At 70.3% G+C, this 22,793-nt stretch carries 25 protein-coding genes and 1 pseudogene; 10 read left to right on the top strand and 16 right to left on the bottom strand.

Annotated features, from left to right (window positions below; translation table 11 throughout):
- Window positions 1-29: 29 nt before the first annotated feature.
- The 4 genes from ACTWQH_RS26145 to ACTWQH_RS26130 form a co-directional block, all read right to left on the bottom strand.
- Window positions 30-251, bottom strand: a complete 222-nt coding sequence (locus ACTWQH_RS26145; RefSeq protein ID WP_443289205.1) for a hypothetical protein — start codon at window positions 249-251, stop codon at window positions 30-32.
- A 235-nt stretch (window positions 252-486) separates the two neighbouring features.
- Complete coding sequence (locus ACTWQH_RS26140; protein WP_443289204.1) at window positions 487-1,500, bottom strand: GlxA family transcriptional regulator; 1,014 nt, start codon at window positions 1,498-1,500, stop codon at window positions 487-489.
- Window positions 1,501-1,668: 168 nt separating this feature from the next.
- Window positions 1,669-2,112, bottom strand: a complete 444-nt coding sequence (locus ACTWQH_RS26135; RefSeq protein WP_443289203.1) for a VOC family protein — start codon at window positions 2,110-2,112, stop codon at window positions 1,669-1,671.
- A gap of 67 nt (window positions 2,113-2,179) precedes the next feature.
- A complete protein-coding gene (locus ACTWQH_RS26130) occupies window positions 2,180-2,569 on the bottom strand; it encodes a helix-turn-helix transcriptional regulator (protein ID WP_443289237.1) in 390 nt (129 codons plus the stop codon).
- Window positions 2,570-2,751: 182 nt separating this feature from the next.
- On the opposite strand from ACTWQH_RS26130, the gene ACTWQH_RS26125 reads away from it, so the two are divergent.
- From ACTWQH_RS26125 to ACTWQH_RS26115, 3 genes are all read left to right on the top strand, one after another.
- Window positions 2,752-3,315, top strand: coding sequence for a hypothetical protein (locus ACTWQH_RS26125; RefSeq protein WP_443289202.1), 564 nt, complete (start codon window positions 2,752-2,754; stop codon window positions 3,313-3,315).
- 285 nt (window positions 3,316-3,600) lie between these two features.
- Window positions 3,601-3,921: a type II toxin-antitoxin system Phd/YefM family antitoxin gene (locus ACTWQH_RS26120; protein WP_443289201.1), complete on the top strand. Its 321-nt coding sequence runs from the start codon at window positions 3,601-3,603 to the stop codon at window positions 3,919-3,921.
- Window positions 3,918-4,331, top strand: coding sequence for a type II toxin-antitoxin system VapC family toxin (locus ACTWQH_RS26115; RefSeq protein ID WP_443289200.1), 414 nt, complete (start codon window positions 3,918-3,920; stop codon window positions 4,329-4,331). Before ACTWQH_RS26120 ends, ACTWQH_RS26115 begins: the two co-directional genes overlap by 4 nt.
- A gap of 138 nt (window positions 4,332-4,469) precedes the next feature.
- On the opposite strand, the gene ACTWQH_RS26110 is transcribed toward ACTWQH_RS26115, so the two are convergent.
- Genes ACTWQH_RS26110 through ACTWQH_RS26100 form a run of 3 tightly spaced genes read right to left on the bottom strand, consistent with a single transcriptional unit; the run spans window position 4,470 to window position 5,863 of the window.
- A complete protein-coding gene (locus tag ACTWQH_RS26110) occupies window positions 4,470-4,796 on the bottom strand; it encodes a hypothetical protein (protein ID WP_443289199.1) in 327 nt (108 codons plus the stop codon).
- 60 nt (window positions 4,797-4,856) lie between these two features.
- Window positions 4,857-5,051 carry a DUF397 domain-containing protein gene (locus ACTWQH_RS26105; RefSeq protein ID WP_443289198.1) on the bottom strand — a complete coding sequence of 65 codons (195 nt, stop codon included), beginning with the start codon at window positions 5,049-5,051 and terminating at the stop codon, window positions 4,857-4,859.
- Window positions 5,048-5,863, bottom strand: a complete 816-nt coding sequence (locus ACTWQH_RS26100) for a helix-turn-helix domain-containing protein (RefSeq protein ID WP_443289197.1) — start codon at window positions 5,861-5,863, stop codon at window positions 5,048-5,050. Before ACTWQH_RS26100 ends, ACTWQH_RS26105 begins: the two co-directional genes overlap by 4 nt.
- A 164-nt stretch (window positions 5,864-6,027) precedes the next feature.
- Here ACTWQH_RS26100 and ACTWQH_RS26095 point away from each other — a divergent pair, with 164 nt between their 5' ends.
- The gene (locus ACTWQH_RS26095) at window positions 6,028-9,414 is read left to right on the top strand and encodes an NACHT domain-containing protein (protein WP_443289196.1); all 3,387 of its coding nucleotides are present in this window, start codon (window positions 6,028-6,030) and stop codon (window positions 9,412-9,414) included.
- On the opposite strand, the gene sigJ is transcribed toward ACTWQH_RS26095, so the two are convergent.
- On the bottom strand, window positions 9,408-10,298 hold the full coding sequence (gene sigJ, locus ACTWQH_RS26090) for an RNA polymerase sigma factor SigJ (protein WP_443289195.1): 891 nt from the start codon (window positions 10,296-10,298) through the stop codon (window positions 9,408-9,410). The genes ACTWQH_RS26095 and sigJ overlap by 7 nt on opposite strands.
- A gap of 123 nt (window positions 10,299-10,421) precedes the next feature.
- Here sigJ and ACTWQH_RS26085 point away from each other — a divergent pair, with 123 nt between their 5' ends.
- The 6 genes from ACTWQH_RS26085 to ACTWQH_RS26060 all read left to right on the top strand — a co-directional run bounded on the left by ACTWQH_RS26085 (window position 10,422) and on the right by ACTWQH_RS26060 (window position 15,472).
- Window positions 10,422-10,886, top strand: a complete 465-nt coding sequence (locus ACTWQH_RS26085; RefSeq protein WP_443289194.1) for a carboxymuconolactone decarboxylase family protein — start codon at window positions 10,422-10,424, stop codon at window positions 10,884-10,886.
- A 129-nt stretch (window positions 10,887-11,015) separates the two neighbouring features.
- Window positions 11,016-11,822, top strand: coding sequence for a thioesterase family protein (locus ACTWQH_RS26080; RefSeq protein ID WP_443289193.1), 807 nt, complete (start codon window positions 11,016-11,018; stop codon window positions 11,820-11,822).
- Between the two features lie 32 nt (window positions 11,823-11,854).
- On the top strand, window positions 11,855-12,154 hold the full coding sequence (locus ACTWQH_RS26075) for a type II toxin-antitoxin system Phd/YefM family antitoxin (RefSeq protein WP_443289192.1): 300 nt from the start codon (window positions 11,855-11,857) through the stop codon (window positions 12,152-12,154).
- 6 nt (window positions 12,155-12,160) lie between these two features.
- Window positions 12,161-12,580 (top strand): type II toxin-antitoxin system VapC family toxin, encoded by a 420-nt coding sequence (locus ACTWQH_RS26070; protein WP_443289191.1) that lies wholly within the window; start codon window positions 12,161-12,163, stop codon window positions 12,578-12,580.
- A 49-nt stretch (window positions 12,581-12,629) separates the two neighbouring features.
- Window positions 12,630-12,842, top strand: a complete 213-nt coding sequence (locus ACTWQH_RS26065) for a hypothetical protein (protein WP_443289190.1) — start codon at window positions 12,630-12,632, stop codon at window positions 12,840-12,842.
- A gap of 38 nt (window positions 12,843-12,880) precedes the next feature.
- Entirely contained in the window at window positions 12,881-15,472 is a 2,592-nt protein-coding gene (locus tag ACTWQH_RS26060; protein WP_443289189.1) for an NACHT domain-containing protein, read from the top strand.
- A 117-nt stretch (window positions 15,473-15,589) separates the two neighbouring features.
- Here ACTWQH_RS26060 and ACTWQH_RS26055 read toward each other — a convergent pair whose 3' ends face one another.
- The 8 genes and pseudogenes from ACTWQH_RS26055 to ACTWQH_RS26020 all read right to left on the bottom strand — a co-directional run.
- A complete protein-coding gene (locus ACTWQH_RS26055) occupies window positions 15,590-18,115 on the bottom strand; it encodes an ATP-dependent Clp protease ATP-binding subunit (protein WP_443289188.1) in 2,526 nt (841 codons plus the stop codon).
- 530 nt (window positions 18,116-18,645) lie between these two features.
- Window positions 18,646-18,990: a histone-like nucleoid-structuring protein Lsr2 gene (locus ACTWQH_RS26050; protein WP_443289187.1), complete on the bottom strand. Its 345-nt coding sequence runs from the start codon at window positions 18,988-18,990 to the stop codon at window positions 18,646-18,648.
- Between the two features lie 307 nt (window positions 18,991-19,297).
- Entirely contained in the window at window positions 19,298-19,801 is a 504-nt protein-coding gene (locus tag ACTWQH_RS26045) for a BlaI/MecI/CopY family transcriptional regulator (protein ID WP_443289186.1), read from the bottom strand.
- 89 nt (window positions 19,802-19,890) lie between these two features.
- The gene (locus ACTWQH_RS26040; protein WP_443289185.1) at window positions 19,891-20,091 is read right to left on the bottom strand and encodes a hypothetical protein; all 201 of its coding nucleotides are present in this window, start codon (window positions 20,089-20,091) and stop codon (window positions 19,891-19,893) included.
- A gap of 42 nt (window positions 20,092-20,133) precedes the next feature.
- A complete protein-coding gene (locus ACTWQH_RS26035) occupies window positions 20,134-20,361 on the bottom strand; it encodes a hypothetical protein (protein WP_443289184.1) in 228 nt (75 codons plus the stop codon).
- An 86-nt stretch (window positions 20,362-20,447) separates the two neighbouring features.
- Complete coding sequence (locus ACTWQH_RS26030) at window positions 20,448-21,245, bottom strand: type III pantothenate kinase (protein WP_443289183.1); 798 nt, start codon at window positions 21,243-21,245, stop codon at window positions 20,448-20,450.
- Window positions 21,246-21,247: 2 nt separating this feature from the next.
- Window positions 21,248-22,285: a carboxylating nicotinate-nucleotide diphosphorylase gene (nadC, locus tag ACTWQH_RS26025; protein WP_443289182.1), complete on the bottom strand. Its 1,038-nt coding sequence runs from the start codon at window positions 22,283-22,285 to the stop codon at window positions 21,248-21,250.
- Window positions 22,282-22,793, bottom strand: a pseudogene (locus tag ACTWQH_RS26020) (FAD-binding protein); the annotation flags it as partial. The pseudogene ACTWQH_RS26020 and the gene nadC, both read right to left, overlap by 4 nt.

Below are 22,793 nucleotides of genomic sequence, written 5' to 3'. Positions count from 1 at the left end.
CCGTGCAGTGTGCGCCACGCGGCCGTAACTCACGGGATTTCGCGCAGATACATGGCGCCGCAGGTATGGCAGAACGGCTCGGCGGTGCGGCCCCACTCCTCCTCCGGCAGCGCGGCGGCACCCGGCGGCAGAGGCCGCCCGCACATCGCGACCGCCTCCTCGGCCCGCACCATGTGCCAGAACCTCACCCGGCCCGGCTTCCCGCCCTGCGCCTCCTCGCCCTCGTGCTCGGCCCGCATCTCGTGCCGCACGACCGGCTCACCTCCCTCCGCTCTCCTCTCCCTCCTCGGCCTCCTCGCCTCACGGCCTCCTCGGCCTTCCTTCCATGCTGGAGCCGGCCGCGCCCGGCCGCACGGCGGGGCCGCCGTCAGTGCGCCCGCCCGGGCGAGATCGGCAGCAGCCCCGCCCCCGCCTCCGCGACATGGCCCTTGTGCAGCCCACGCACGGTGCCTCCCAGCGGCTCGACGACGCGACGCTTCAGCGGCGTCAGCCGCTCCCGACCGCCGTCGCCGCCACCACCCCTGGGTCGCCGCCGACCGCCCCCTGCGTTGCCCGGAACCCGCGGCGGTACGCCGTCGGCGTCGTCCGCATGATCTGCCGGAAGTGGTGCCGGAAGGTCACCACCGACTCGAACCCGACCGCCGCCGACACCTCCTCCACCGGCGCGTCCGACGACTCCAGCAGCGGCAGGCTCGCCCGCACCCGCTGCGCCGTCAGCCACCGCATCGGCGCGCTGCCCGTGGCGCGCGCGAAGTGCCGCAGGTAGCTGCGTTCCGACATGCGGGCCACGCGCGCCAGCGTCCCCACCGTCATCGGCTCGGTCAGGTGCCCGAGCGCCCACTCCATGCTCCGCGCGACGCCGGTGTCCTCCTCCACCGCCCGCACCGGCACGTCGATGTACTGCGCCTGCCCGCCCTCCCGGTGCGGCTGCGTCACCAGCCGCCGCGCCAGGGCGTTGGCCACCTCCGCGCCGAGGTCCTTGCGCACCAGGTGCAGGCAGAGGTCGAGGCTCGCCGCGCTGCCCGCGCTCGTCAGCACGTCACCCTCGTCGACGTACAGCGGCCTGGGGTCGACCGTCACCCGCGGATACATCTCCTTGAGCTGCGCGGCCCACTTCCAGTGCGTCGTCGCCCGCCGCCCGTCCAGCAGCCCGGCGGCGGCCAGCGTGAACGCCCCCGTGCAGGTCGACGCGATGCGCGCGCCGCGCGCGTGGGCCAGCCGCAGCGCCTCGACCAGCTCCGGCGACGGCGGCACGCCCACGCCGTGCGAGCTGGGCACGATGACGGTCCCGGCGCTCGCCAGCACGTCCAGCCCGTGCGGCGTGGTCAGCCTCGCGCCGTTCCCGAGGTCCACCACGCCGCCGTCCTCGCCGCAGATCAGCAGGTCGTAGTGCCGCTCCATCATGCCGGGGACATAGCGGCCGAAGACCGCCGTGACCATCCCGATCTCGAAGGTCGAGCCGTTGGGCGTGGAGAGCAGGGAAACGGTGCGGCGCGTCATGGCGGCATCTTATCGAAGAGTGGCGTTTACGCCAGTGGCGGGGTCGCCCCTCCCACCGCATCCTCGAAGCATGAAGATTCCACGCGTACTCAAGGACCTCGCCGAAGGCATCAACACCGCCCACGCCATCAGGCACGGCACCTACCGCCACCAGCCGCCGTCCCGGCCTCAGCCGACCTCGCCGCCGGAGTCGCCGGAGTCGCCGGAGTCACGGCGTTGGGTCAGCGAGTACCAGTTCCCGGTCGGATCGCGGAGGATCGCCTCAACGCCGTACGGCCGCTCCTGCGGCTCCTGAACGAAGTCGACCCCGAGCCCTCGCAGCCGCTCGTACTCCGCGCGGCAGTCGTCCGTCCGCAGCACGCCCGCGCCCAGCACCCCCTTGGTGACCAGCTCGGTGAGCGCCTTGGACGACTCCGGATCCAGCCCCGGCCCGTCCGTCCGCATCAGCGAGTACTCCATGTCCGGCTGGCCCGGCACCCCCACCGTCAGCCACCGGAAGTCCCCCATGGTGGCGTCGGTGCGGACCTCGAAGCCCAGCTTCTCCGTGAAGAACGCCAGGCTGCGCTCCTGGTCGGTGGTCCACACGGTGGTGATCGCGATCCCCTTGATCATGACTGACCCATCCCTTTCGCACTTCGCATCGCGGACCCGATGCGAGCCACGCTAGGGGCGATACACCTCAGCCCGCTTCTTCAGAATTGCGGTCTCCGCCCTCGGCGCGCCGCGGGAACCCGCCGGCCCACAGCAGCGCGTAACACCCCGGGATCAGCGCCACCCCCTGCCCCAGATGCCGGTCCCGGTACGCGGTCGGCGTCATCCCCGTCTGCCGCTTGAACGTCGCGCAGAAAGTGCCGAGGCTGCCGAAGCCGACGAGCCCGCAGATCTCCGTCACCGCGAGATCCGCCGTGCGCAGCAGCTCCTCGGCCCGCTCGATGCGCCGCCGCGACAGGTACTGCCCGGGCGTCTCGCCGTACGCCGCCTTGAACGCCCGCACGAAGTGATACGCCGAATACCCGGCGTGCGCGGCGACGTCCGCGACACCGATGGACCGCCCCCACTCGCGATCCATGTAGTCCTTCGCGCGCCGCAGCTGTCGCAGCCGCACCATTCCCGGGGTGTTCACGCTGGCGAGCCTAACGTCTTGACATGTACTCGCTTGGCGTTGAACATCCTTCCGACGAGGTGGTGGGAGCGCTCCCATCGCCGCCTCCCATCGCCCAGACAGTGCGGACGGATTGAGGTGCGCGACGCATGGCCACGAGGGACAGACGACGGCAGCGACACGAGCACACACAGCCGGGAGGGACCAGGCGCCCGCGCGGCGTACGCACCACCCTGCTCGCCGCCATCGCGGCGTGCGCCCTGGCCCTGATCGCCACGGGCGCGGGCGCCACCCCGGCCGCGGCCGACCACCCGGAGATCCAGCAGCCGTTCTTCGCGGACCACACCCGCACCTGCCAGTACAGCTACGCCGAGGGCGAGCTGAACTGGGCCGCCACCCACGACCCCGAGCCGCACCACGTGGACGTCACGGGCGTCGTGGCCGAGAAGCACCCGGACGACTGCGACACGCACTGGGTGACGTACGCCGAGTTCACCGCCTACATCAAGGGCGGCACCGAGCCCGTGGACTTCGCGTCCGTGCCACTGGGCGAGCTGGATCTCACCCTCAGCGGCGACCCGGCCCTCTCCGAGGCCCGCATCGACCTCGTCACCGTCCGGGTCTGCCAGAACGCGGGCCCCTCCCTCCCGGCCTTCACCTGCGGCGAGCCCGTCTCCGTCACGCCCGCCGGATCCGCCGCCCTCACCCCCTGAGCCGATGGGGCGGACGGGCCAGCGTCGTCCCGTCCGCCCCATCTCCTTCCGCGTGTTCCGCGTGCCCCGGTTCGCGGGTTGCACCCCCATGACGACTCGCTGCCGGATCTCTTCCCCTGGGTCATCCTCCTGAGTACGTGGAGACCGCCCGCCGCTGCACCGCGACTCAGCACCTCACGGCGTTGGACGAGAAGATCGCCGAATGGCATGACCGAAGGGGCAGCATCCGGCGGCAGAGTGACGCATGAGCGCATGTCTTGACGCACAAGCTGTAGAATGTACGACATGAGCGCCGAGGAGTGCGACACCAAGGTCACCGTGCGGGACCTCCAGCGGAACGCCGCCGCTGTCCTGCAACGGATCGAGCATGGCGAGACCATCACCGTGACTCGCCGTGGCAAGACCGTGGCCCGGATAGTCCCTCCGGACCCCGCCGAGGACGCCATCAACCGTGCCATCGCCGATGGCTACCTGGACCCCGCAGACCTCGCCCGAGCCCGCACGGCCGCCGAGTCGGCGCGCAGACATCCGGCGCCAACCGCCCCAGATGAGAAGCCCGCGACACAGGTGCTGGCCGAACTGCGCGAGGAGGACAGCGAGCGGTGACGAGGCTCATCTATCTCGACACCTCCGCCGCGCTCAAGCTCATCAAGCGAGAGACAGAATCCGATGCCCTCGCCGCCTGGCTCTCCACGGAGGGATCGGCCACCGTTCTCACCTGTGACCTCACACGGACAGAAATGCGACGGGCGCTCCACGCCCTCGGCACCTCCCCGGCCGTTCTGCGGGACGCCGAGGAGTGGCTGGAGGAGTGTGCCCTGATTCGGATGCCGCCCGATCTCTTCCGGCGAGCCGGGGATCTGAGCCATGGGAGCCGACTCCGCTCTCTCGACGCCCTGCACTGCGCCGCCGCCATGAAGCTGGGCGCGGCCTTAACCGCCTTCGTGGCCTACGACAAGCGGCTGGTCGAGATTGCCGCCTCCCTGGGGCTCCCGGTGAAAAGTCCCGGGCGGTAACGACCTGGACATCTTTTTCCGCAATGCGGACGGTGGCCGGGACCTGGCCAGATCACATGGCCAACAGGCTGTTGGACAACTGCCGCAGAGCCAAGTCGTGGCCTCGTGAGCAAGCTGGACGCCTACGGCGAGCTGGATCTACGCCGCCCCCAGTCGAGCACGGCTCTCACCCGCCTGCCTCACTACGTGGTCCAGGCGAACGGCTGAGCGCCCGGCCACTTTGGCAACAGGCTGTTGCCAAAATTGTGCAACAGGCTGTTGCACAATTGGCCAGGCATGGAGATAGCCGCCATGACCGCCCACCGCCTGATTCACGAACCCGGATACCTCGCCGCCGACTACGGGTGCACGAAGCTCGACGCCGGGCTGCTCCGGCATCGAGCCGCCCGAGGTGTTCACGATCAACGCCCACGGCCGCGCGGGCGGGGCCACCGCCACCATCAGGAGGGGCTTGATGCCGGTCACTGACACAGATCGGGGGCGAACACACCGGCCACACTGGTCTGTTCGCCCCCGATCTGCTGCTCAGCCCTTGACGTGCCGCACGAACGCCCCCCACGCGTCAGCCGACACGGCGATAACTGGGGAGGGGTTCTTGCTGTCCCGGACAGGAACGACCCCCTCGAAGCCGCGCGCGAACTCTATGCACTGTCCCCCATTGCCATTGCTGTAGCTGGACTTCTCCCACACCGCTCGGGAGATGTCGATGAAGGTGCTCATCGGGTGAAACCCTCCATGTATGTGCCGATCAGAGCGAGGGACTCGGCCCGAGGCAGAGCCTCGGCCCTGAGACGATCATGGATTTCGTCCACATGGGTGACCGACCCCAATTCGTCGGTCATCTGCCCCTGCATGATCGTGTCCGCGTACACCATGGTGGATCGGTCAGCGAACGTGAGCAGCGTGAAGCTGTCCACAGCCGGTGGCGTTGTGCCGAACGGCAGCACCTGGATGGTGACGCCGGGCGACTGGGCCTCCTTCAGCACGTGCTTGAGCTGGTCTTCCATAACGCGAGCGCTCCCGACCTGCGTCCGCAAACAGCTCTCGTGCAGTACAACCCACAGCAACCGCGGCTTCTCCCGGGCCAGCACGTCTCGTCGCTTCAGCCGGGAAGGGGCTTTGGCCTCGATCGCCTCGGAGGTCCAGCGCGGATTCTGAGCGCGGAACACAGCTTCGGCGTACTCCCGCGTCTGCAACAGGCCCATGATCAGGCTCGCGCTGTAGTCCAGGATGGAAACGGCCTCCTCCTCCAGCTTGGCGTAGGGCCGGAACCACGAGGGATGGCCACGCTTGACGATCCGTTCACGCAGACGCTCGAAGAGTCCGTTGCTGGCGAAGACCAAGTCGCAGCCGCTAGCGAGCTTCTCGCTGCATAGGAGGGCGCCAGCCTCCACCTTGCTGACATAGCTCTCCGAGTACTTGCCGGCAGACCTGCCCAGCTGCTTCTGCGTGATCTTCCTCCCCTTCCTGGCCTCCCGGACCTCGATTCCGAAGTGCTCAAGATCATTCAGATGCTCACCGGGTGCACCCACTCCCTTCGGCCTGACCTCCCACCATTCGACCGAGGCATCGTCAACTTCGCACCCATCGACATGAACCGAGGGGCATCAAGTCTGGTCAACCCTACCGACTTTCGGCCGAACTGGTAACCGCGCAAGCACGCAGCGTAGAACACCTGAGCGGAAGGACATCACCCATGGACACCGAGACGGCACGCCGCGAGGCGGCCGAGACGTGCGAGGAGCTGAAGCAGGCGCTCGACCGGCACGGCATCGTCCTGCCCTCGCTGGACGTGGACTTCGTCTCGTACGCCCGCTTCACGGGCCGCCCTCTCATCGAACTCGGCCGCGTCAACACGCGACGGCAAAGGCCCTCACGGCCGTGCTCAACCAGGCGGAGGTGGCTGAGCGGTGAACGCCCGAGCTGTCCGCCATCTACCCTCGTACGTATGGACGTTGGGGGTGCCGGGGTCGGCTTGCGATTGGCGTCGGGAGCGTTCCAGCCGCTGATCAGGCGGCTGTTCCCGCAACAGAGCCCGGGGGCGGGCCTGGTGGACAAGCCGGTGCGGGTGTCGGCGCTGGTGGCGTTCAAGGGCGAGAAGCGGACGCTGACCGAGAAGGATCTGCGCAGGCTGAGCGAGGAGCTCGTCCGGCGGGCCGTGCATGCCATCGGACGGCACGACGCGCCGTCCGACGACGAGGTGCTGATCGTCTCGGACGTGCTCGCCCGCTCCCTCGTCCGCCTCGGGGAGCTGGACATGGACGACGTGCAGGCCGTACGCCTCGGACACGACGGGCTGGCGGAACGCATCGGCGCACCGATCGACCTGTTTCACTCCCCCGGCACCTACGCCCTCTACCGGCGGCTGCTGGACCAGTGCTGCCTGCACATCCTCAACTTCTTCACCCAGCGCTCCACCTTCGTCGCCCGCACCCTCGTCGAGCAGAGCCGCCAGCTCGACCAGCTCACCAACAGGCTCGACCTGCTCGTCGAGCGCATCGGCCACCGGTCGTCCGAGGACGCGGCGTTCGAGAAGCGGTACGCCGAGTACATGCAGCGTGAGCACAGCAGGCTCACGATCTATGGCCTCGACCTCCACCAGGAGCGGGAGTGGCCACTGGACGACGCCTACCTCAGCCTGGAGGCCCGGGGCCGAGTCAGCGAAGATGCCCCACCTGTGCGCGCCGAACGGGCCCTCGCGGGTCAGGAGCGCGTCCTGCTGCGCGGCCTCGCCGGATCCGGCAAGACGACCCTCGTCCAGTGGCTGGCTGTCTCCACCGCCCGCCAGGACGCCAGCGACGGTAGCAGCATGACCCACCTCCTCGGCCGCGTGCCGTTCGTGCTGCCGATGCGCACGCTCACCCGTGAGGGCGGCAAGCCTCCTGGCCCGGAACGCTTCCTCACCGCCGTCGGCTGCCCTCTGGCGGCCGCCCAACCAGAGGGCTGGATCGACCGCGTGTTCTCCGCCCGGCGCGGACTGATCCTCATCGACGGCATCGACGAGATCCCCGAAGCCGAACGCGAGGACGTACGCCGCTGGCTGCGCCGCGTCAACGCCACCTACCCCGGCAACCTCTGGCTCGTCACCGCCCGCCCGTCCGCCGTGAGCGAGGACTGGCTGGAGGCGGAGGCGTTCACGGAGCTGACTCTCGCCCCCATGAACATCCGCGATGTCGAGGCGTTCATCCAGCGCTGGCACAACGCCGCCGACGCAGGTGATGAGATGTCGAACGCGCTACTGGACCTCGTCCACTCCCGGACCGACCTCAGCACCCTCGCCACCAACCCCCTGATGTGCGCGATGATCTGCGCCCTCCACCGGGAGCGGAACCGCTACCTGCCTCGCGGTCGCAAGGCGCTGTACGACGCCGCACTGATGATGCTGCTGGAACGCCGCGACCGAGAACGCCCCGACCGGCCGCGCGGTGGCGTGCAAGGCGTGGAGCTCGACGCGGAGACGCAGATTTCTCTGCTCCAGAAGCTCGCCTACTGGCTGGCCAACAACGGCCGGTCGGAGATGACGAAAGCTGTGGCGGCGTCACTCATCAGGCAAGCGCTGCCCGTCATTCACCAGGTCGGTGGCATGCACCGCCCGAGGGCCAAGCAGTTACTCCAGCACCTGCTCGAACGCTCAGGAGTGCTCCGCGAACCCGGCGCGGAATCGGTGGACTTCGTTCATCGCACGTTCCAGGACTACCTCGCCGCCCGTGAGATCGTCGAGTGGCAGCACTTCCCGGCGCTGGTGGCACGGGCGCACGAGGACCAGTGGGAGGACGTGGTGCGCATGGCCGTCGCCCACGCCCAGCCGCTCCAGCGCGGCGAGATCCTCACCGCGCTTCTCGAGCGCGGTGACTCGGAGAAGGAGCATCGCGTCCGCCTTCACCTGCTGGCGATGGCAAGCCTGGAGCATGCCACGCAGCTGCGCATGGAGATGCGCGACGAGGTCGTCGAGCGCGCCGTGAAATTTCTTCCGCCCCGTGACGGACACGAAGCCAAGACCCTGGCGGCCGCCGGATCAATCGTGCTGGAGCTGCTTCCCGGCCCGGAGAACCTGAGGCCGGAGGAGGCGGAGGCTGTGGTGGCCACGGCACTGGAGATCCCGTCGAGCGCCTCGCTGATCCGGCTGCGGGCCTTCCGGGAGCACCCGTCACGCGATGTCCAGGGTCTGCTCGCAAAGGGCTGGTCCCGCTTCGACACGCACCGGTACTTCGCGGAGATCACCTCACAACTGTCCCAGCGCGACAGGCTCCTGATGCCGGTCACGAACCGGGACGAGCTGGAGCTTCTCTCTTCTCTGCATGGTGTGCGCCGGGTGAGCGTGACAGGGGACTTCACCGCGGAGGACCTTGCCCTCGCGCTCGGCGAGCACGACATCACCGATCTCGAAATCATGAACAACACCCAGATCGGTGACCTGGAGCCTCTTCGCAACCTCGTTGGGCTGACATCGCTCTATCTCTTCCAGTGCCCCCATGTCACGGACGTCTCTCCCCTCGCCGCCCTGCCGATTCAGGACCTGGAGATCTTCGGTGAGGATGAGGTGAGTGGCCTTGAGCCCCTCTCAACGCTGCGATCGGTCATCGTGAAGTCGTATGTGCCGTGCGAACTGTCGGACCTTCCCCAGCAGGCGCCGCTCGAACGGATCAGCCTGGAAGCCGATGTGCCGGAGCTGGCGGACATCATGAACTGGCCTACTCTGACGGCACTCGACATCGATTTCCCGGCCGAAACGGAACTCGCGGAGCTGGATCCGCTGCGCTGGACAGTCATCGAGGATCTGCCCAGGTTGCGATCCCTCAGCCTGGACAGGCTGACGCTCCAACTCTTCGCAGCAGGCGGGGTGTGTCTACCCAAGGTCACTTCGCTGAGCGTGTTCGACAGCTACCGATCCCGGACTCTCCCAGAAGGGCTTCCCGAGGTCTTGCCGCAACTGCGCGAACTCACTATCGACGATCCCCCGGAGGACTTCGCCCCCCTCGCCGCGCTCCCCAAGCTTCGGAGGGTCCGCGTTCTCGAGCCCTGCAAGCGCGTCAACGTCCCCCCGCACATCGAGGTGACCGCCCCGCCCGCGCCCCGCTACTGACCGTCCGCGAGACCCGCCAGGTCCAGCTCCGCCAGCCGCTCCGGGTCCACCAGCGCGTGGATCTCCACGATCTTCCCGTCCACCACCGTGAACGCCATCACCGAGAACGGCCGCCCGCGCGGCGCCACGACCACGCCCGCCGTGCCGTTGATGATCGCCGGGCGAGCCCACGGCGATAGCCGCGCGTAGGTGACCGCCCCCTCGGCGACCGTGCGGGCGCCGCGCAGCACCTGCGACGCGCTGCGGCGGGCCGTGCCGCCGTCCGCGACCACCACGATGTCGGGGTGCAGCACCGCCACCAGCGCGTCGAAGTCGCCCTCCCGCGACGCCGCGAAGAAGGCGTCGACGGCCTCGCGCTGCCGCGCCATGTCGGGATCCGGCTGCTGTGGCGACGCCGTCCGCACCCGCCGGCGGGCGCGGCTGGCGAGTTGGGCCGCGCTGTTCGGCGTACGGTCCAGGACCTCGGCGATCTGCTCGAAGGGCACGGCGAACATGTCATGCAGCACGAACGCCAGCCGCTCGGCCGGGCCGAGCCGGTCCAGCACGACCAGCATCGCCAGGCCCACCTCGTCGGCGGCCAGCGCCGCCTCCTCCGGATCGGCCCGGCGCACGACCGGATCGGGCAGGCGCACCGGCGCGTCCTCCCCCTCCAGCGGCTCCTCGCGGCGCGAGGCACGCGAGCGCAGCATGTCCAGGCAGATGCGACCGACGACCGTGGTGAGCCAGCCGCCGAGGTTCGTCACGCCGCCGGTGTCGGCGCGCTGGTAGCGCAGCCACGCCTCCTGGACGGCGTCCTCGGCGTCGCTGAGCGAGCCCAGCATCCGGTACGCCACCGCCCGCAGGTGCCGCCGGTGTGCCTCAAAGAATTCTTCGTCAGCTGTCACGTTCTGCCGCCGCGCTCCGTCAGAGAGGTGTCGGAGAGGTTCGGAGACTTCCGAGAGGTTCGGAGAGGTTCCGAGAACCGCAGGACCGACGCAGCGTAACCCGGCATAACAAGGAGAACAGCCATGGGGCACGAGCAGCGCATGACCAACCCGGCGATCGTCCTCGACGCGCAGAAGCAGATCCACGCCCTGGTGCGGGCCGCCCAGAGCGGCGGCGTACCGGAGGACACCATGGAGCTGGTCCACCTCCGCGCCAGCCAGATCAACGGATGCAGCTACTGCGTCGACTACGGCGTGCGCGACGCCCGCAAGAGGGGCATGGCGGACGAGAAGCTGTTCGGGGTGTCGGCCTGGCGGGAGATGCCCTACTTCACCGACGCCGAGCGGGCCGCGCTGGCGCTCACCGAGGCCGCGACCCGGCTCAGCGACCGGTCCGACCCCGTGCCGGACGCGATCTGGGAGGAAGCCGCCCGCCACTACGACGAGAAGGCCCTGTCCTCCCTGATCCTGTGGATCGCCACGACCAACCTCTTCAACCGCATCAACGCCACGGTCCGGCAGGCCGCGGGCCAGACCCAGGTGGCCTGAGGGAGGGGAGCCCGGCCCGCCGGCCCCGGGCCGGGGCTCCCGGGCCGGGCTCCTCGGGCCGCCGCGGTGGCCAGTACGGTCTTCCCTCAGTGAGGTCGAGTGAGGTCGATCCGAGAGGGAAGCCGCCCGTTGACCACCGAGAGTTACTTTGAGCCCATCGCTGGTGACCGCTACAAGCCCACCTCCCACACGAGCGGCGCGTGGGACCCCGCCGAACAGCACTTCAGCCCGCTCGGCGGCCTCGTCGTCCACGCCATCGAACGCCACCTGGCCGCGCGGCCGGACAGGCCGGACACGAACAACAGCCTGGCCCTGTCCCGGATCAGCTTCGACATCCTCGGGCGCCTCGCCCTCGACGAGTGCGAGATCCGGGTGGAGACCATCCGGCCCGGCCGCACCATCGAGCTGATCGAAGCCGTCGCGCTCATCGCCGGCCGCGCCGTCGTGCGCGCCCGCGCCTGGCTCCTCGCCTCCGCCGACACCACCGCCGTCGCGGGCGGCGCCGCCGACCGGCTCACCCCTCCCGACGCCGTCGCTCCCTGGCCCCTGACCCCCACCTGGCCCGGCGGCTACGTCGCCTCCCTGGACGTCCGCCCGCTCGCGCCCCCGCAGCCGGGCCGCACCACGGCCTGGGTCTCCACCCGCCTCGCCCTGGTCGCCGGGCAGACCGCCGGCCCGCTCGCGGCGTACATCGCCCTCGTCGACACCGCCAACGGCATCGCCGTACGCCAGCCACCCACCGCCTGGATGTTCCCCAACGTCGACCTGACCATCCACCTCCACCGCCAGCCCGAGGGCCGCTGGGTCGGGCTCGACACCACCGTCGTCTTCGGCGGCACCGGCCAGGGCGTCACCAGCAGCGTCCTGCACGACGTCAGCGGCCCCGTCGGACACGCGCAGCAGATCCTCACGGTGCGGCCCTTGGCGGCCGACTAGACCCATAATATCCAGTCTGTCTAGACTGATCTGTGGAGGTGGTCGATATGCGCTGGCAGGTGCAGACAGCCAAGCAGAGATTCAGCGAGGTGCTTCGGGAGGCCGCTACGGGTGAACCCCAGGTCGTCACCCGGCACGGGGAGGAAGTAGCCGTCGTGCTGGACATAAGAGAGTACCGGCGCTTGCGCGGCGAGGACGTGGAGTTGCGGGATGTGCTGCTTGAGGACATCGACGAGGTGAGCGACGAGTTCGCCGAGGCGTTCGCCGCAGACATGGAGGCCATCGTGGCCGCGCGCGACCTGCCGCGCGAAGTGGATCTCGGAGAGGACTAAGCCAGCGTGTATCTGCTCGACACCAACACCGTGTCGGAGCTGCGTAAGCGCCACCCCGACCCTTCTGTCGTCAACTGGATGCAGCAGACCCCGAACAACTCACTGTTCATCAGCCCGCTGGTCATCGGCGAAATCCGCAAGGGCGTAGAGCGGGCGCGCCGCCGAGAACCCAGGCAGGCAGAGGCCCTGGAGAGCTGGCTGCGCAAGCGCGTCATTGACCGGTTCACGGAGCGCATCCTCCCCGTGACCACTGAGGTGGCCGAGGTCTGGGGCCCGCTGAACTGCCCCGATCCCCTTCCTGTCATCGACGGCCTGCTGGCGGCCACGGCGCTGGTGCACGACCTCACCCTCGTGACCCGGAACGTGAAGGACGTCGAGCGCACCGGGGTGCGCCTGCTCAATCCATTCGAGGCGCCTTCGGCATGACTCTCGCCGACATGCTGGTAGCCCGCGCCGTCCATCCAGCCTTGTCCGCATGGAACTTGGGGGTACAAGCGCAGGCATCGGGCTGCGGCTGGCGTCGGGCGCGGTCCAGCCGCTGATCAAGCGGCTGTTCGGGCAGGGCGGCGGCCCGGGAGCCGGGCTGGTGGACACGCCGGTGCGCGTCCTGAACCCGGCCTCGGGCGCCAACCTCCATGCCCTCCCGTGCCATGTCGAGGTCAACGCCGGGCCCCCGCCCCGCTATTGACCGGCGTTCCAGCGCCCGTCTCCCCTACGCTCGGGAGGATGGACCCCACCGCGACCACCGCGCTACGCATCGCCAGCACCGCCGCCGCGCCGCTCGTCAAGCGGCTGTTCCGGCAGGAGGGAGCCGGAGCGGGGCTGGCGAGCGGGCCCGTGCGGATGGCCGCGCTCGTCTCCTTCCGGGGGGAGAAGCGCACGCTCGGGCCGGGCGATCTCCTCAAGCTCGCCAAGGAGCTGGTCAAGCGCGGCGAGCAGGCCGCCGGCCCCCGCGATCCCCGCCTCCCGGCGGACGAACGCCCCGCCCTGGCCGAGGCAGTCGCCCGCACGCTCCATGCCCTCGGGGACCTGGACATGGACGACGTGCAGGCCGTCGGCCTCGGGCCCGAGCGGTTCGCCGCCCGCTTACGCCGGCAGGCGGGGCCGGACGCCACCCGCGAGCTGTCGCGGGACGCGGCGCTCTTCCACGACCGGCTCGTGGACGCCGCCAGCGTGCACATCCTGCACTTCTTCACGCAGCGCTCGACGTTCGTCGCCCGCACCCTCGTCGAGCAGAGCCAGCGCCTGGAGGAGATCACCCGGCGCCTGCCGTCACCCGCCAACCCCGACGCGGCGTTCGAGGAGGAGTACGCCGCCAGCCTGGTGCGGCTGCACAGCCAGCTCACCATCGTCGGCGTCGACTTCACCAACTCGCCCGACACCTGGTCCCTCGGCGCCACCTATCTCGGCCTCGGCGCCGAGTTCCCGGCGGACGGCCCGCACCCACCCGTGCCCGTGCCCGTCGACCAGGCGCTGGCGGGTGCCGACTCCGAGCGGGTCATGCTGCGCGGCATCGCCGGCTCCGGCAAGACGACCCTCGTGCAGTGGCTGGCCGTCTCGGCGGCCGATCGGCGGCTGCCCGCCGCGCTGGCCCGCCGCCTCGCCGACCGCGTCCCGTTCGTGCTGCCGGTGCGGCGTTTCTCCGACGCCGACCTGCCCTCGCCCGCCGAGTTCCTCTCCGCCGCCCGCCACCCGCTGGCCGGCGCCGAGCCGACCGGGTGGGCCGTGCGCGTCCTGAGGGCCGGGCGCGGGCTGCTGCTGGTCGACGGCATCGACGAGGCGCCCGCCGAGCGGCGCGAGCCGATCCGCCGGCAGCTCGCCACGCTGCAGCGCACCTTTCCCGGCAACTTCTGGCTCGTCACCGCCCGGCCCTCGGCCGTGCGCGAGGACTGGCTGACCGCGCAGGGCTTCACCGAGCTGAGCCTGGCGCCGATGAACCGCGAGCAGGTGGCGCGCTTCATCCGCATGTGGCACGCGGCTGCGGCCGGCGACGCGGGCGCGCGCCGCGACGCCGCCCGCCTGCCGGAGTACGAACGCCGCCTGCTGCACGCCGTCAGCACCGGCCGGGAGCTGGGCCGCCTGGCCACCAATCCGCTGATGCTCGGGCTGATCTGCGCCCTGAACCGCGACCGTTACGGCATCCTGCCGCGGGGCCGCAAGGCGCTGTACATGGCGGCGCTGGCGATGCTGCTGGAACGCCGCGACCCGGAGCGGGAGGTGGATCCGGACGGGATCACGCTGCAGCGGGAGGCGAAGGAGCGGCTGCTGCAGAAGCTGGCGCACTGGATGCTGCTCAACGACCGCTCCGAGATCTCCCGCGACATGGCCGTGGACATCCTCGGCAGCCACCTGCCGGCCATACCGTCCGCCGGGGAGCAGGGCAACGCCGAGCAGCTCTTCAAGCACCTGCTGGAGCGGACGGGCCTGCTGCGCCGCCCGACGCCCGACACGGTGGACTTCGTGCACCGCACCTTCCAAGACTACCTGAGCGCGAGGGAGGCGGTGGAGCGGCACGACTTCCCCTTCCTCATCAACAACGCCCACCGCCCGGACTGGGACGAGGTGATCCGCATGGCGGTGTCGCTGGCCCGGCCGGACGAGTGCGCGATGCTGATGACGAGCATGATCTCGGCCAGGCCGCACCTGCGCTCCTCGGAGCGGACCTACCTGAAGCTGCTGGCGGCGAGCTGCGTCGACTTCGCGACCGAGATGAGCCCGCAGGTGCGGGAGGAGGTCCGGCGGCGGACCCGGTACCTGCTGCAGCGCAACACGGCGCTCGGCGCCCGGGGCCTGGCCTGGATCGGGCCGATCGTGCTGGAGCTGCTGCCGGACCCGGAGGGCGTGCCGGACGTGCGGGCGCTGCGGCTGGCGGAGACGGCGACGCGCGTCGGGGACGACGCGGCGATCGACTACCTGGCGCGGCTGCGCTCCCGCGGCTCGCTGAAGGTGCGGGAGGAGCTGGCGGGGGCGTGGCACCGCTTCGACACGCGGCGTTACGCCGACGAGGTGATCGCGCACCTCGATCCGGAGGGGCTGTACTTCACGGTGACGGACCCGGGCGAGCTGGCGGCGCTGCGCGCGCTGGGCGGGCGGGAGCGGGTGAGGGTGGCGGAGGGGCTCACCCCGGAGCAGCTGACGGGGGCGGAGGGGCTGGTGGCGGAACGCCTCACGCACCTGTACCTGCTGGCGTACGACGCGGGCCGCGACCTGGGCTGGCTGGCGGCGTTCCCCCGCCTGCGGGTGCTGCGGCTGGGCCGGGGGGTGGGCGCGGTGCGTGGTGTGCCGCCGGGCGTGCGGGTGGAGGGCGACGAGGGATAACGACGGCGCCCGGCCCCGGGTGGGGGTCCGGGGGCGGAGCCCCCGGACACGCGAGCGCCCCCACCGCGCAAGCGGTGGGGGCGTCGCTGCGTCGCGCTCGGTGCGAAGCGCTATGCGCTATGCGTCCTTCGACAGGTTCGGACCGCCGCCCGCGGCCTGCTCGACCGGCGGGGCGTCCGGCAGCGCGGACTTCTCCTCGCCGCGGAAGGTGAAGGTCTTGTCCTTGCCTTCGCCCTCCGTGCCGACGACCACGATGTGGCCGGGCCGCAGCTCGCCGAAGAGGATCTTCTCCGACAGCACGTCCTCGATCTCCCGCTGGATGGTCCGCCGCAGCGGCCGGGCGCCGAAGATCGGGTCGTATCCGTGCTTGGCCAGGAGCTCCTTCGCGTCCTGGCTGAGCTCGATGCCCATGTCCCGGTCCTTCAGCCGCTCGTCCACCTGGTGGATCATCAGGTCGACGATCTTGATGATGTCCTCCGGCGTGAGCTGGTGGAAGACCACCGTGTCATCGACGCGGTTCAGGAACTCGGGGCGGAAGTGCTGCTTCAGCTCGTCATTCACCTTGGACTTCAGCCGGTCATAGCCGGTGTTGACGTCGCCGGCGACGGCGAAGCCCATACCGAAGCCCTTGGAGATGTCCTTCGTGCCGAGGTTGGTCGTCATGATGATGACCGTGTTCTTGAAGTCCACGACCCGGCCCTGGGAGTCGGTCAGGCGACCGTCTTCCAGGATCTGCAGCAGCGAGTTGAAGATGTCCGGGTGGGCCTTCTCGACCTCGTCGAAGAGCACGACCGAGAACGGCTTACGCCGCACCTTCTCCGTCAGCTGGCCGCCTTCCTCGTACCCCACATATCCGGGCGGGGAGCCGAAGAGCCGCGAGACGGTGTGCTTCTCGCCGAACTCCGACATGTCGAGGGAGATCAGCGCGTCCTCGTCGCCGAACAGGAACTCGGCGAGCGTCTTGGACAGCTCGGTCTTACCGACACCGGACGGGCCGGCGAAGATGAACGAGCCGCCGGGGCGCTTCGGGTCCTTAAGGCCTGCCCGCGTGCGCCGGATGGCCTGCGAGAGCGCCTTGATGGCGTCCTCCTGACCGATGACGCGCTTGTGCAGCTCGTCCTCCATGCGCAGCAGCCGGGAGGACTCCTCCTCCGTCAGCTTGAAGACCGGAATGCCGGTGGACGCGGCGAGAACCTCGGCGATCAGCTCCTCGTCCACCTCTGCGACGACGTCCATGTCGCCGGACTTCCATTCCTTCTCCCGCTGGGACTTGGCGGTCAGCAGCTGCTTCTCCTTGTCGCGGAGAGACGCGGCCTTCTCGAAGTCCTGGGAATCGATGGCGGATTCCTTCTCGCGCCGAACGCCCGCGATCTTCTCGTCGAACTCGCGCAGGTCCGGCGGAGCGGTCATCCGGCGGATCCGCATCCGCGAGCCCGCCTCGTCGATCAGGTCGATCGCCTTGTCCGGCAGGAAGCGGTCGGAGATGTACCGGTCGGCCAGCTGGGCCGCGGCGACCAGCGCCGAGTCGGTGATCGAGACGCGGTGGTGCGCCTCGTACCGGTCGCGGAGACCCTTGAGGATCTCGATCGTGTGCGGCAGGGACGGCTCGGCGACCTGGATGGGCTGGAAGCGGCGCTCCAGGGCCGCGTCCTTCTCCAGGTACTTGCGGTACTCGTCGAGCGTCGTGGCGCCGATGGTCTGCAGCTCGCCCCTCGCCAGCATGGGCTTGAGGATCGAGGCGGCGTCGATCGCGCCCTCGGCGGCGCCCGCGCCGACGAGCGTGTGCAGCTCGTCGATGAACAGGATGATGTCGCCGCGGGTGCGGATCTCCTTCAGCACCTTCTTCAGGCGTTCCTCGAAGTCGCCGCGGTAGCGGGAGCCGGCGACCAGGGCGCCCAGGTCCAGGGTGTAGAGGTGCTTGTCCTTCAGCGTCTCGGGGACCTCGCCCTTGACGATGGCCTGCGCCAGCCCCTCGACCACGGCGGTCTTGCCGACGCCGGGCTCACCGATCAGCACCGGGTTGTTCTTGGTGCGGCGGGAGAGCACCTGCATGACCCGCTCGATCTCCTTCTCGCGCCCGATGACGGGGTCGAGCTTGGATTCGCGCGCGGCCTGCGTGAGGTTGCGGCCGAACTGGTCAAGCACCAGGGAGGTGGACGGCGTGCCTTCGGAGGGCGCGCCGGCGGTGGCGGCTTCCTTGCCGCCCGAGTAACCGGAGAGCAGCTGGATGACCTGCTGCCGCACCCGGTTCAGGTCGGCGCCGAGCTTCACGAGGACCTGGGCGGCGACGCCCTCGCCCTCGCGGATCAGGCCGAGCAGGATGTGCTCGGTGCCGATGTAGTTGTGGCCGAGCTGGAGGGCCTCGCGGAGCGACAGCTCCAGGACCTTCTTGGCCCGGGGGGTGAAGGGGATGTGCCCGGACGGGGCCTGCTGGCCCTGGCCGATGATCTCCTCCACCTGCTGGCGGACCGCCTCAAGCGAGATCCCGAGGCTCTCCAGGGCCTTAGCGGCGACACCCTCACCCTCGTGGATCAGGCCCAGGAGGATGTGTTCGGTGCCGATGTAGTTGTGGTTGAGCATCCGGGCCTCTTCCTGAGCCAGGACGACAACCCGCCGCGCGCGGTCGGTGAACCTCTCGAACATCGTTATCGCTCCTCAGAGCGGTCAGGCAGTAAAGGGGTCGGTCCCCTCCCTGTCCTTCCGCAGCTTAGTCCCGCAACGGGGGACCGCTCATTCCAACTGTCTACTCCTGTCCCCGGCCCCGCTGCCCCGAACAGGCGACGACAGTTACAACCCGATGGTGCGAGACGATGTTCCCGCAGGCCAAGCATTGGCACCCCAGATGGCTACGCCGTCGGCGAACGCCCCTGGCGGGCCGGGCCCGGACCACGGCACCGCCCCCCTGCACATCGATCGTGTCGATTAGAGACTTCTTACCCTTCCAGGCTGACACTCCATGCCCCAGCGCGGGGGCAGCTCAGCTACAGGCGAACACGGGCAACCACCACCCCAGGATGGTTACGCAACGCAGTCGTCCAATAACTCTCCATAACGCACCTCGGGGAGCCGCCCAATGGGTGCGGCTCCCCGTACAAGGGGCGCGGACCAGTCGCTCCGCGCCCGCTCGCCGGTCGGTCTCCGGCAGGTGCGGTCAGGCGTTCGTCAGAGCCTCGTCAGACGCCCGCCTTCTCGTACGCCTCGCGAATGTTGGCGGGAACGCGGCCACGGTCATTGACCTCGTATCCGTTTTCCTTCGCCCAGGCGCGGATTTTCGCGGTGTCCTGGCTGCTGGTGCCCCCGGCGGGAGCGGCCGCACGGCCACGCCCACGGGCTGCGCGGCCACCGCCGGAGCGACGGCCCGCCTTGACATAGGGCTCCAGAGCGCTGCGGAGCTTGTCCGCGTTTTCGGAGTTGAGGTCGATCTCGTAAGACTTGCCGTCCAGGGCGAACGTAACGGTCTCGTCTGCCGCGCCGCCGCTGAGGTCATCGAGGAGAAGGACCTGAACCTTCTGTGCCACCGGGCTACTCCTCTTTCCTAGTCACCGAATACCAATAGGTTCACTGTGGATGTAATCAAACCGCCATGGCGGGGAAAACACAAACCCTGGGTGGGGATTACGCGGAACCCCATAAGACACGATAGGACGATTCGGACATAACGCCCTCATCTTGGTCCGCATTGCACTGGGAAGATAATTCGCTGGGCCGGGACCATGTCCCACACCTGCCCGTTAGGCGACCGGCCACACGGGGATGATGTGGCCACGGTAGTCCCCGCGCGGCGGACAGTGACTTCAGGTTGACGTTTCCGGGCGCGGATGGCGCCTATCCGCCTCCGGCTTCGCCTTCCGGCCGGCCTTCCGCTTCACCCGGCGCTTCCTCTTCTTCACGCGCATCAGGTGTGATGACCGGCTCTTCGGAGGTCTCATGTCCGCGCTCGGACTCTTCGGGGGTGACGACCTGCACGCCGGGCACATCACCCACACGCAGCGCGTCGCGCAATGCCTCGGTCTGCTCCGGCGCCATCATCCCGAAGAAAGCCACGAGCGCGGCCGCGGGGTTGTCACTCTCTGCCCACGCGTCATTCATCAAAGCAGCCGAGTACGCCGCTCGTGTCGACACGGCCGCATATCGATAGGCCCGGCCCTCCTGCTCACGGCGCACCCAGCCCTTCTGCCGCAGGTTGTCGAGGACCGTCATCACGGTCGTATAGGCGATCGAGCGTTCCTGCCGCAGATCTTCAAGAACTTCCCGCACGGTGACGGGACGGTTCCACTCCCATACGCGGGTCATCACGGCGTCTTCCAGCTCTCCCAATGGCCGAGGCACAGGAGGAAGAATAGCCGTGGGGTGACAAAACGGACACCCGCACCGCCCGGGGCGGGCGGTGCGGCGGGGACGCGCGGGGACGCGCGGGGTCAGGCCGTGGGCCTGTCCCCGTCCTCCGGGGCGCGGGCGTCACGGGCACCCTGCGCCGCGCGGGCCGCGAGGGCCGCGTCGACGGCGGCGTCCTCCTTGTACTTGTTGGCGCCGCCCTGGGTCCGCACGATCGTCAGGATCAGCCAGGCGAAGGCGACGGCCATCACGGCGGGCGGGAAGAGTGCGGCGACATAGTCCACGGCGATCGGCCTCCTTGGTGCGGCACAGGGCCGCGCCCCAGCCTACTCACCGGCGTCCGGGGCTCCTCCACCGCCACCGCCCTGGTCCCTGTCGCCCGGCTCCGTCCGGGGCCGCTCGGGCTCCGGCTCGGGCACCGGCCCGGGCCCCTGCTTCTCTTCCGGGGGCGACGGCGGCCGGGACGGGGGACGCTTGCGGTGCGGGGGGAAGACCTCCGCCGGGGTCGGCACCGGGCGGCGCTTGTTCTCACCGTTCTCGCCTGTCGTAGCCATAAACCCGACATTAAGTGGTAACCAGACAAACGCGCACGATCCAGCGCCACCGGGCGTGGCGGCGCGGCGTAACGGGGCCGGAGGCGTCAGGAGCGCGAAACGTTCCGCTCGTAGACCAGGCGCAGGCCCACCAGGGTCAGCCACGGCTCGTGCTCGTCGATCACCGTGGACTCGCGCAGCACCATCGGCGCCAGCCCGCCCGTCGCGATCACCGTCACGTCGTCCGGGTCGTCCGCCAGCTCCCGCGACATCCGCTCCACCATGCCGTCCACCTGGCCCGCGAAGCCGTAGAGGATGCCGGACTGCATCGACTCCACCGTGTTCTTGCCGATGACGTGCCGGGGCCGGGCCAGCTCCACCTTGCGCAGCTGCGCGCCGCGCATCCCCAGCGCCTCCACCGAGATCTCGATGCCCGGCGCGATCGCGCCGCCCGCGTACTCGCCGCGCGCCGAGACCGCGTCGTACGTCGTCGCCGTGCCGAAGTCGACGATGATGCACGGCCCGCCGTACAGCTCCACGGCCGCCACGGCGTTGATGATCCGGTCCGCGCCGACCTCCTTGGGGTTGTCGGTGAGGATCGGCACGCCCGTCTTGACGCCGGGCTCGACGAGCACCGAGGGAATGTCGCCGTAGTAACGCCGGGTGACCTCGCGCATCTCGTGCAGCACCGACGGCACCGTGGAGCAGATCGCGATGCCGTCGATGCCGTCGCCCAGCTCCTCGCCGAGGAGGGGGTGCATGCCCATCAGGCCCTGCAGCAGCACGGCCAGCTCGTCGGCGGTGCGGCGCGCCTCGGTCGAGACCCGCCAGTGCTCGACGATCTCCTCGCCGTCGAAGAGACCGAGCACGGTGTGGGTGTTGCCGACGTCGATGGTGAGGAGCATGGTCAGCGGGCCTTCAGGTCGAGGCCGATGTCGAGGATCGGCGCGGAGTGGGTGAGGGCGCCGACGGCCAGGTAGTCGACCCCTGCGTCGGCGTAGGCGCGAGCCGTGGCGAGCGTCAGGCGGCCCGAGGACTCCAGCGCGGCGCGCCCGGCGACCAGCCGCACCGCCTCGGCGGTCTGGGCGGGCGTGAGGTTGTCGAGCAGGATCAGGTCGGCGCCCTCGGCGAGCACGGGCTCGATCTGGTCGAGGCGGTCCACCTCCACCTCGACGGGAACGCCGGGGAACTCCTCGCGGACCCGCCGGAACGCCTCGGCGACGCCGCCGGCGGCCACGATGTGGTTGTCCTTGATCAGCGCGGCGTCCGAGAGCGACATGCGGTGGTTGACGCCGCCGCCGCAGCGCACGGCGTACTTCTCCAGGGCGCGCAGGCCGGGGGTGGTCTTGCGGGTGTCGCGGACGCGGGCGCGGGTGCCGGCCAGGGCGTCGGCCCAGGCGCGGGTGGCGGTGGCGATGCCGGAGAGGCGGCAGAGGAGGTTCAGCGCGCTGCGCTCGCCGGTGAGGAGGTCGCGGGTGCGGGCGGTGACGGTCAGCAGCACCTGGCCGGGCGCGACGCGGTCGCCGTCGGCGACGTGGCGCTCGACCTCGAACTCCTCGGTGGCGACGACGGACAGCACGGCCTCCACGACGCGCAGCCCGGCGACGGTGCCCGCCTCGCGGGCGGTGAGGTCGCCTGCGGCGACGGCGTCCTCCGGCACGGTGGCGACGGTGGTGATGTCGGTGCCCTGGTCGAGGTCCTCCTCGATCGCCAGGTGCGCGATGTCCTCCACCTGGACGGGGTCGAGCCCGTCGGCGGCGAGCTCGGCGGCGAGGCCGGGGTCGAGGCCGCACTCCAGCGCGTCGAGCGTCGCCTGGCCGTCCGCCGCGCCGTCCCCCGCGCCGCAGGCGCAGCCGTCGCCGCAGCCCGCGGGCTCGGCGTCGCCGGGCCGGGTGCCGACGGGCAGCAGGGTCAGGTCCACGGGCTGGGGCTGCGGGCTGGTCACGGGCTCTCCCGGGTGGGCGGAAACGCGGTGGTGTCGGTGGTCCGGATGTCGAGCGTAGAGCCCCGCATGCGGACGATGAGATGGCGCTGCCAGGCGGCATCGTCCCGCTCCGGGCGGTCCTCGCGCCAGTGGCAGCCACGGGTCTCCTCGCGCCGCCGCGCGGCGGCGACCAGGACCCGGGCGACGAGGTGCAGGTTGGCGATCTCCCAGGTGTCCGTGCCGGGCTCGGCGGGCTTGCGGCCGTCGCCGCCCGCGACGATGGCGTCCAGCGCCCGCGCGGCGGCGGCGAGGCTTTCCTCCGACCGCAGCACGCCGGCCCCGGCGGTCATGATGCGCTGGATCTCGCCCCGGGCCTCGGGAGGCAGCAGCCACTGGCTGTCCGGGACGGGGGCTCCGCCCCCGGACCCCCGGCCGCCCCCACGGGGGACGACGGCGCTCGGCCCCGGGGGGGGTGCCGGGGTGTGGGCGGCAACCGGGGGCCGGGGCGGAGCCCCCAGGGGCGGGCGGG

The organism is Streptomyces sp. 6N223, assembly GCF_052246635.1.
Lineage (GTDB): Bacteria > Actinomycetota > Actinomycetes > Streptomycetales > Streptomycetaceae > Streptomyces.
Note: the sequence above shows the minus strand (reverse complement) of the source record. Positions and strands in the feature narration are given on the sequence as shown.

Bases quoted from the DNA above. Each gene is read 5' to 3' on its own strand.
- ACTWQH_RS26085 (WP_443289194.1), top strand. From the start codon at position 10,422: ATGGGGCACGAGCAGCGCATGACCAACCCGGCGATCGTCCTCGACGCG.
- ACTWQH_RS26130 (WP_443289237.1), bottom strand. From the start codon at position 2,569: ATGGATCGCGAGTGGGGGCGGTCCATCGGTGTCGCGGACGTCGCCGCG.
- ACTWQH_RS26095 (WP_443289196.1), top strand. From the start codon at position 6,028: ATGGACACCGAGACGGCACGCCGCGAGGCGGCCGAGACGTGCGAGGAG.
- ACTWQH_RS26060 (WP_443289189.1), top strand. From the start codon at position 12,881: ATGGACCCCACCGCGACCACCGCGCTACGCATCGCCAGCACCGCCGCC.
- ACTWQH_RS26135 (WP_443289203.1), bottom strand. From the start codon at position 2,112: ATGATCAAGGGGATCGCGATCACCACCGTGTGGACCACCGACCAGGAG.
- ACTWQH_RS26125 (WP_443289202.1), top strand. From the start codon at position 2,752: ATGGCCACGAGGGACAGACGACGGCAGCGACACGAGCACACACAGCCG.
- ACTWQH_RS26055 (WP_443289188.1), bottom strand. From the start codon at position 18,115: ATGTTCGAGAGGTTCACCGACCGCGCGCGGCGGGTTGTCGTCCTGGCT.
- ACTWQH_RS26065 (WP_443289190.1), top strand. From the start codon at position 12,630: ATGGAACTTGGGGGTACAAGCGCAGGCATCGGGCTGCGGCTGGCGTCG.
- ACTWQH_RS26030 (WP_443289183.1), bottom strand. From the start codon at position 21,245: ATGCTCCTCACCATCGACGTCGGCAACACCCACACCGTGCTCGGTCTC.
- ACTWQH_RS26140 (WP_443289204.1), bottom strand. From the start codon at position 1,500: ATGACGCGCCGCACCGTTTCCCTGCTCTCCACGCCCAACGGCTCGACC.
- ACTWQH_RS26105 (WP_443289198.1), bottom strand. From the start codon at position 5,051: ATGAGCACCTTCATCGACATCTCCCGAGCGGTGTGGGAGAAGTCCAGC.
- ACTWQH_RS26120 (WP_443289201.1), top strand. From the start codon at position 3,601: ATGAGCGCCGAGGAGTGCGACACCAAGGTCACCGTGCGGGACCTCCAG.
- ACTWQH_RS26035 (WP_443289184.1), bottom strand. From the start codon at position 20,361: ATGGCTACGACAGGCGAGAACGGTGAGAACAAGCGCCGCCCGGTGCCG.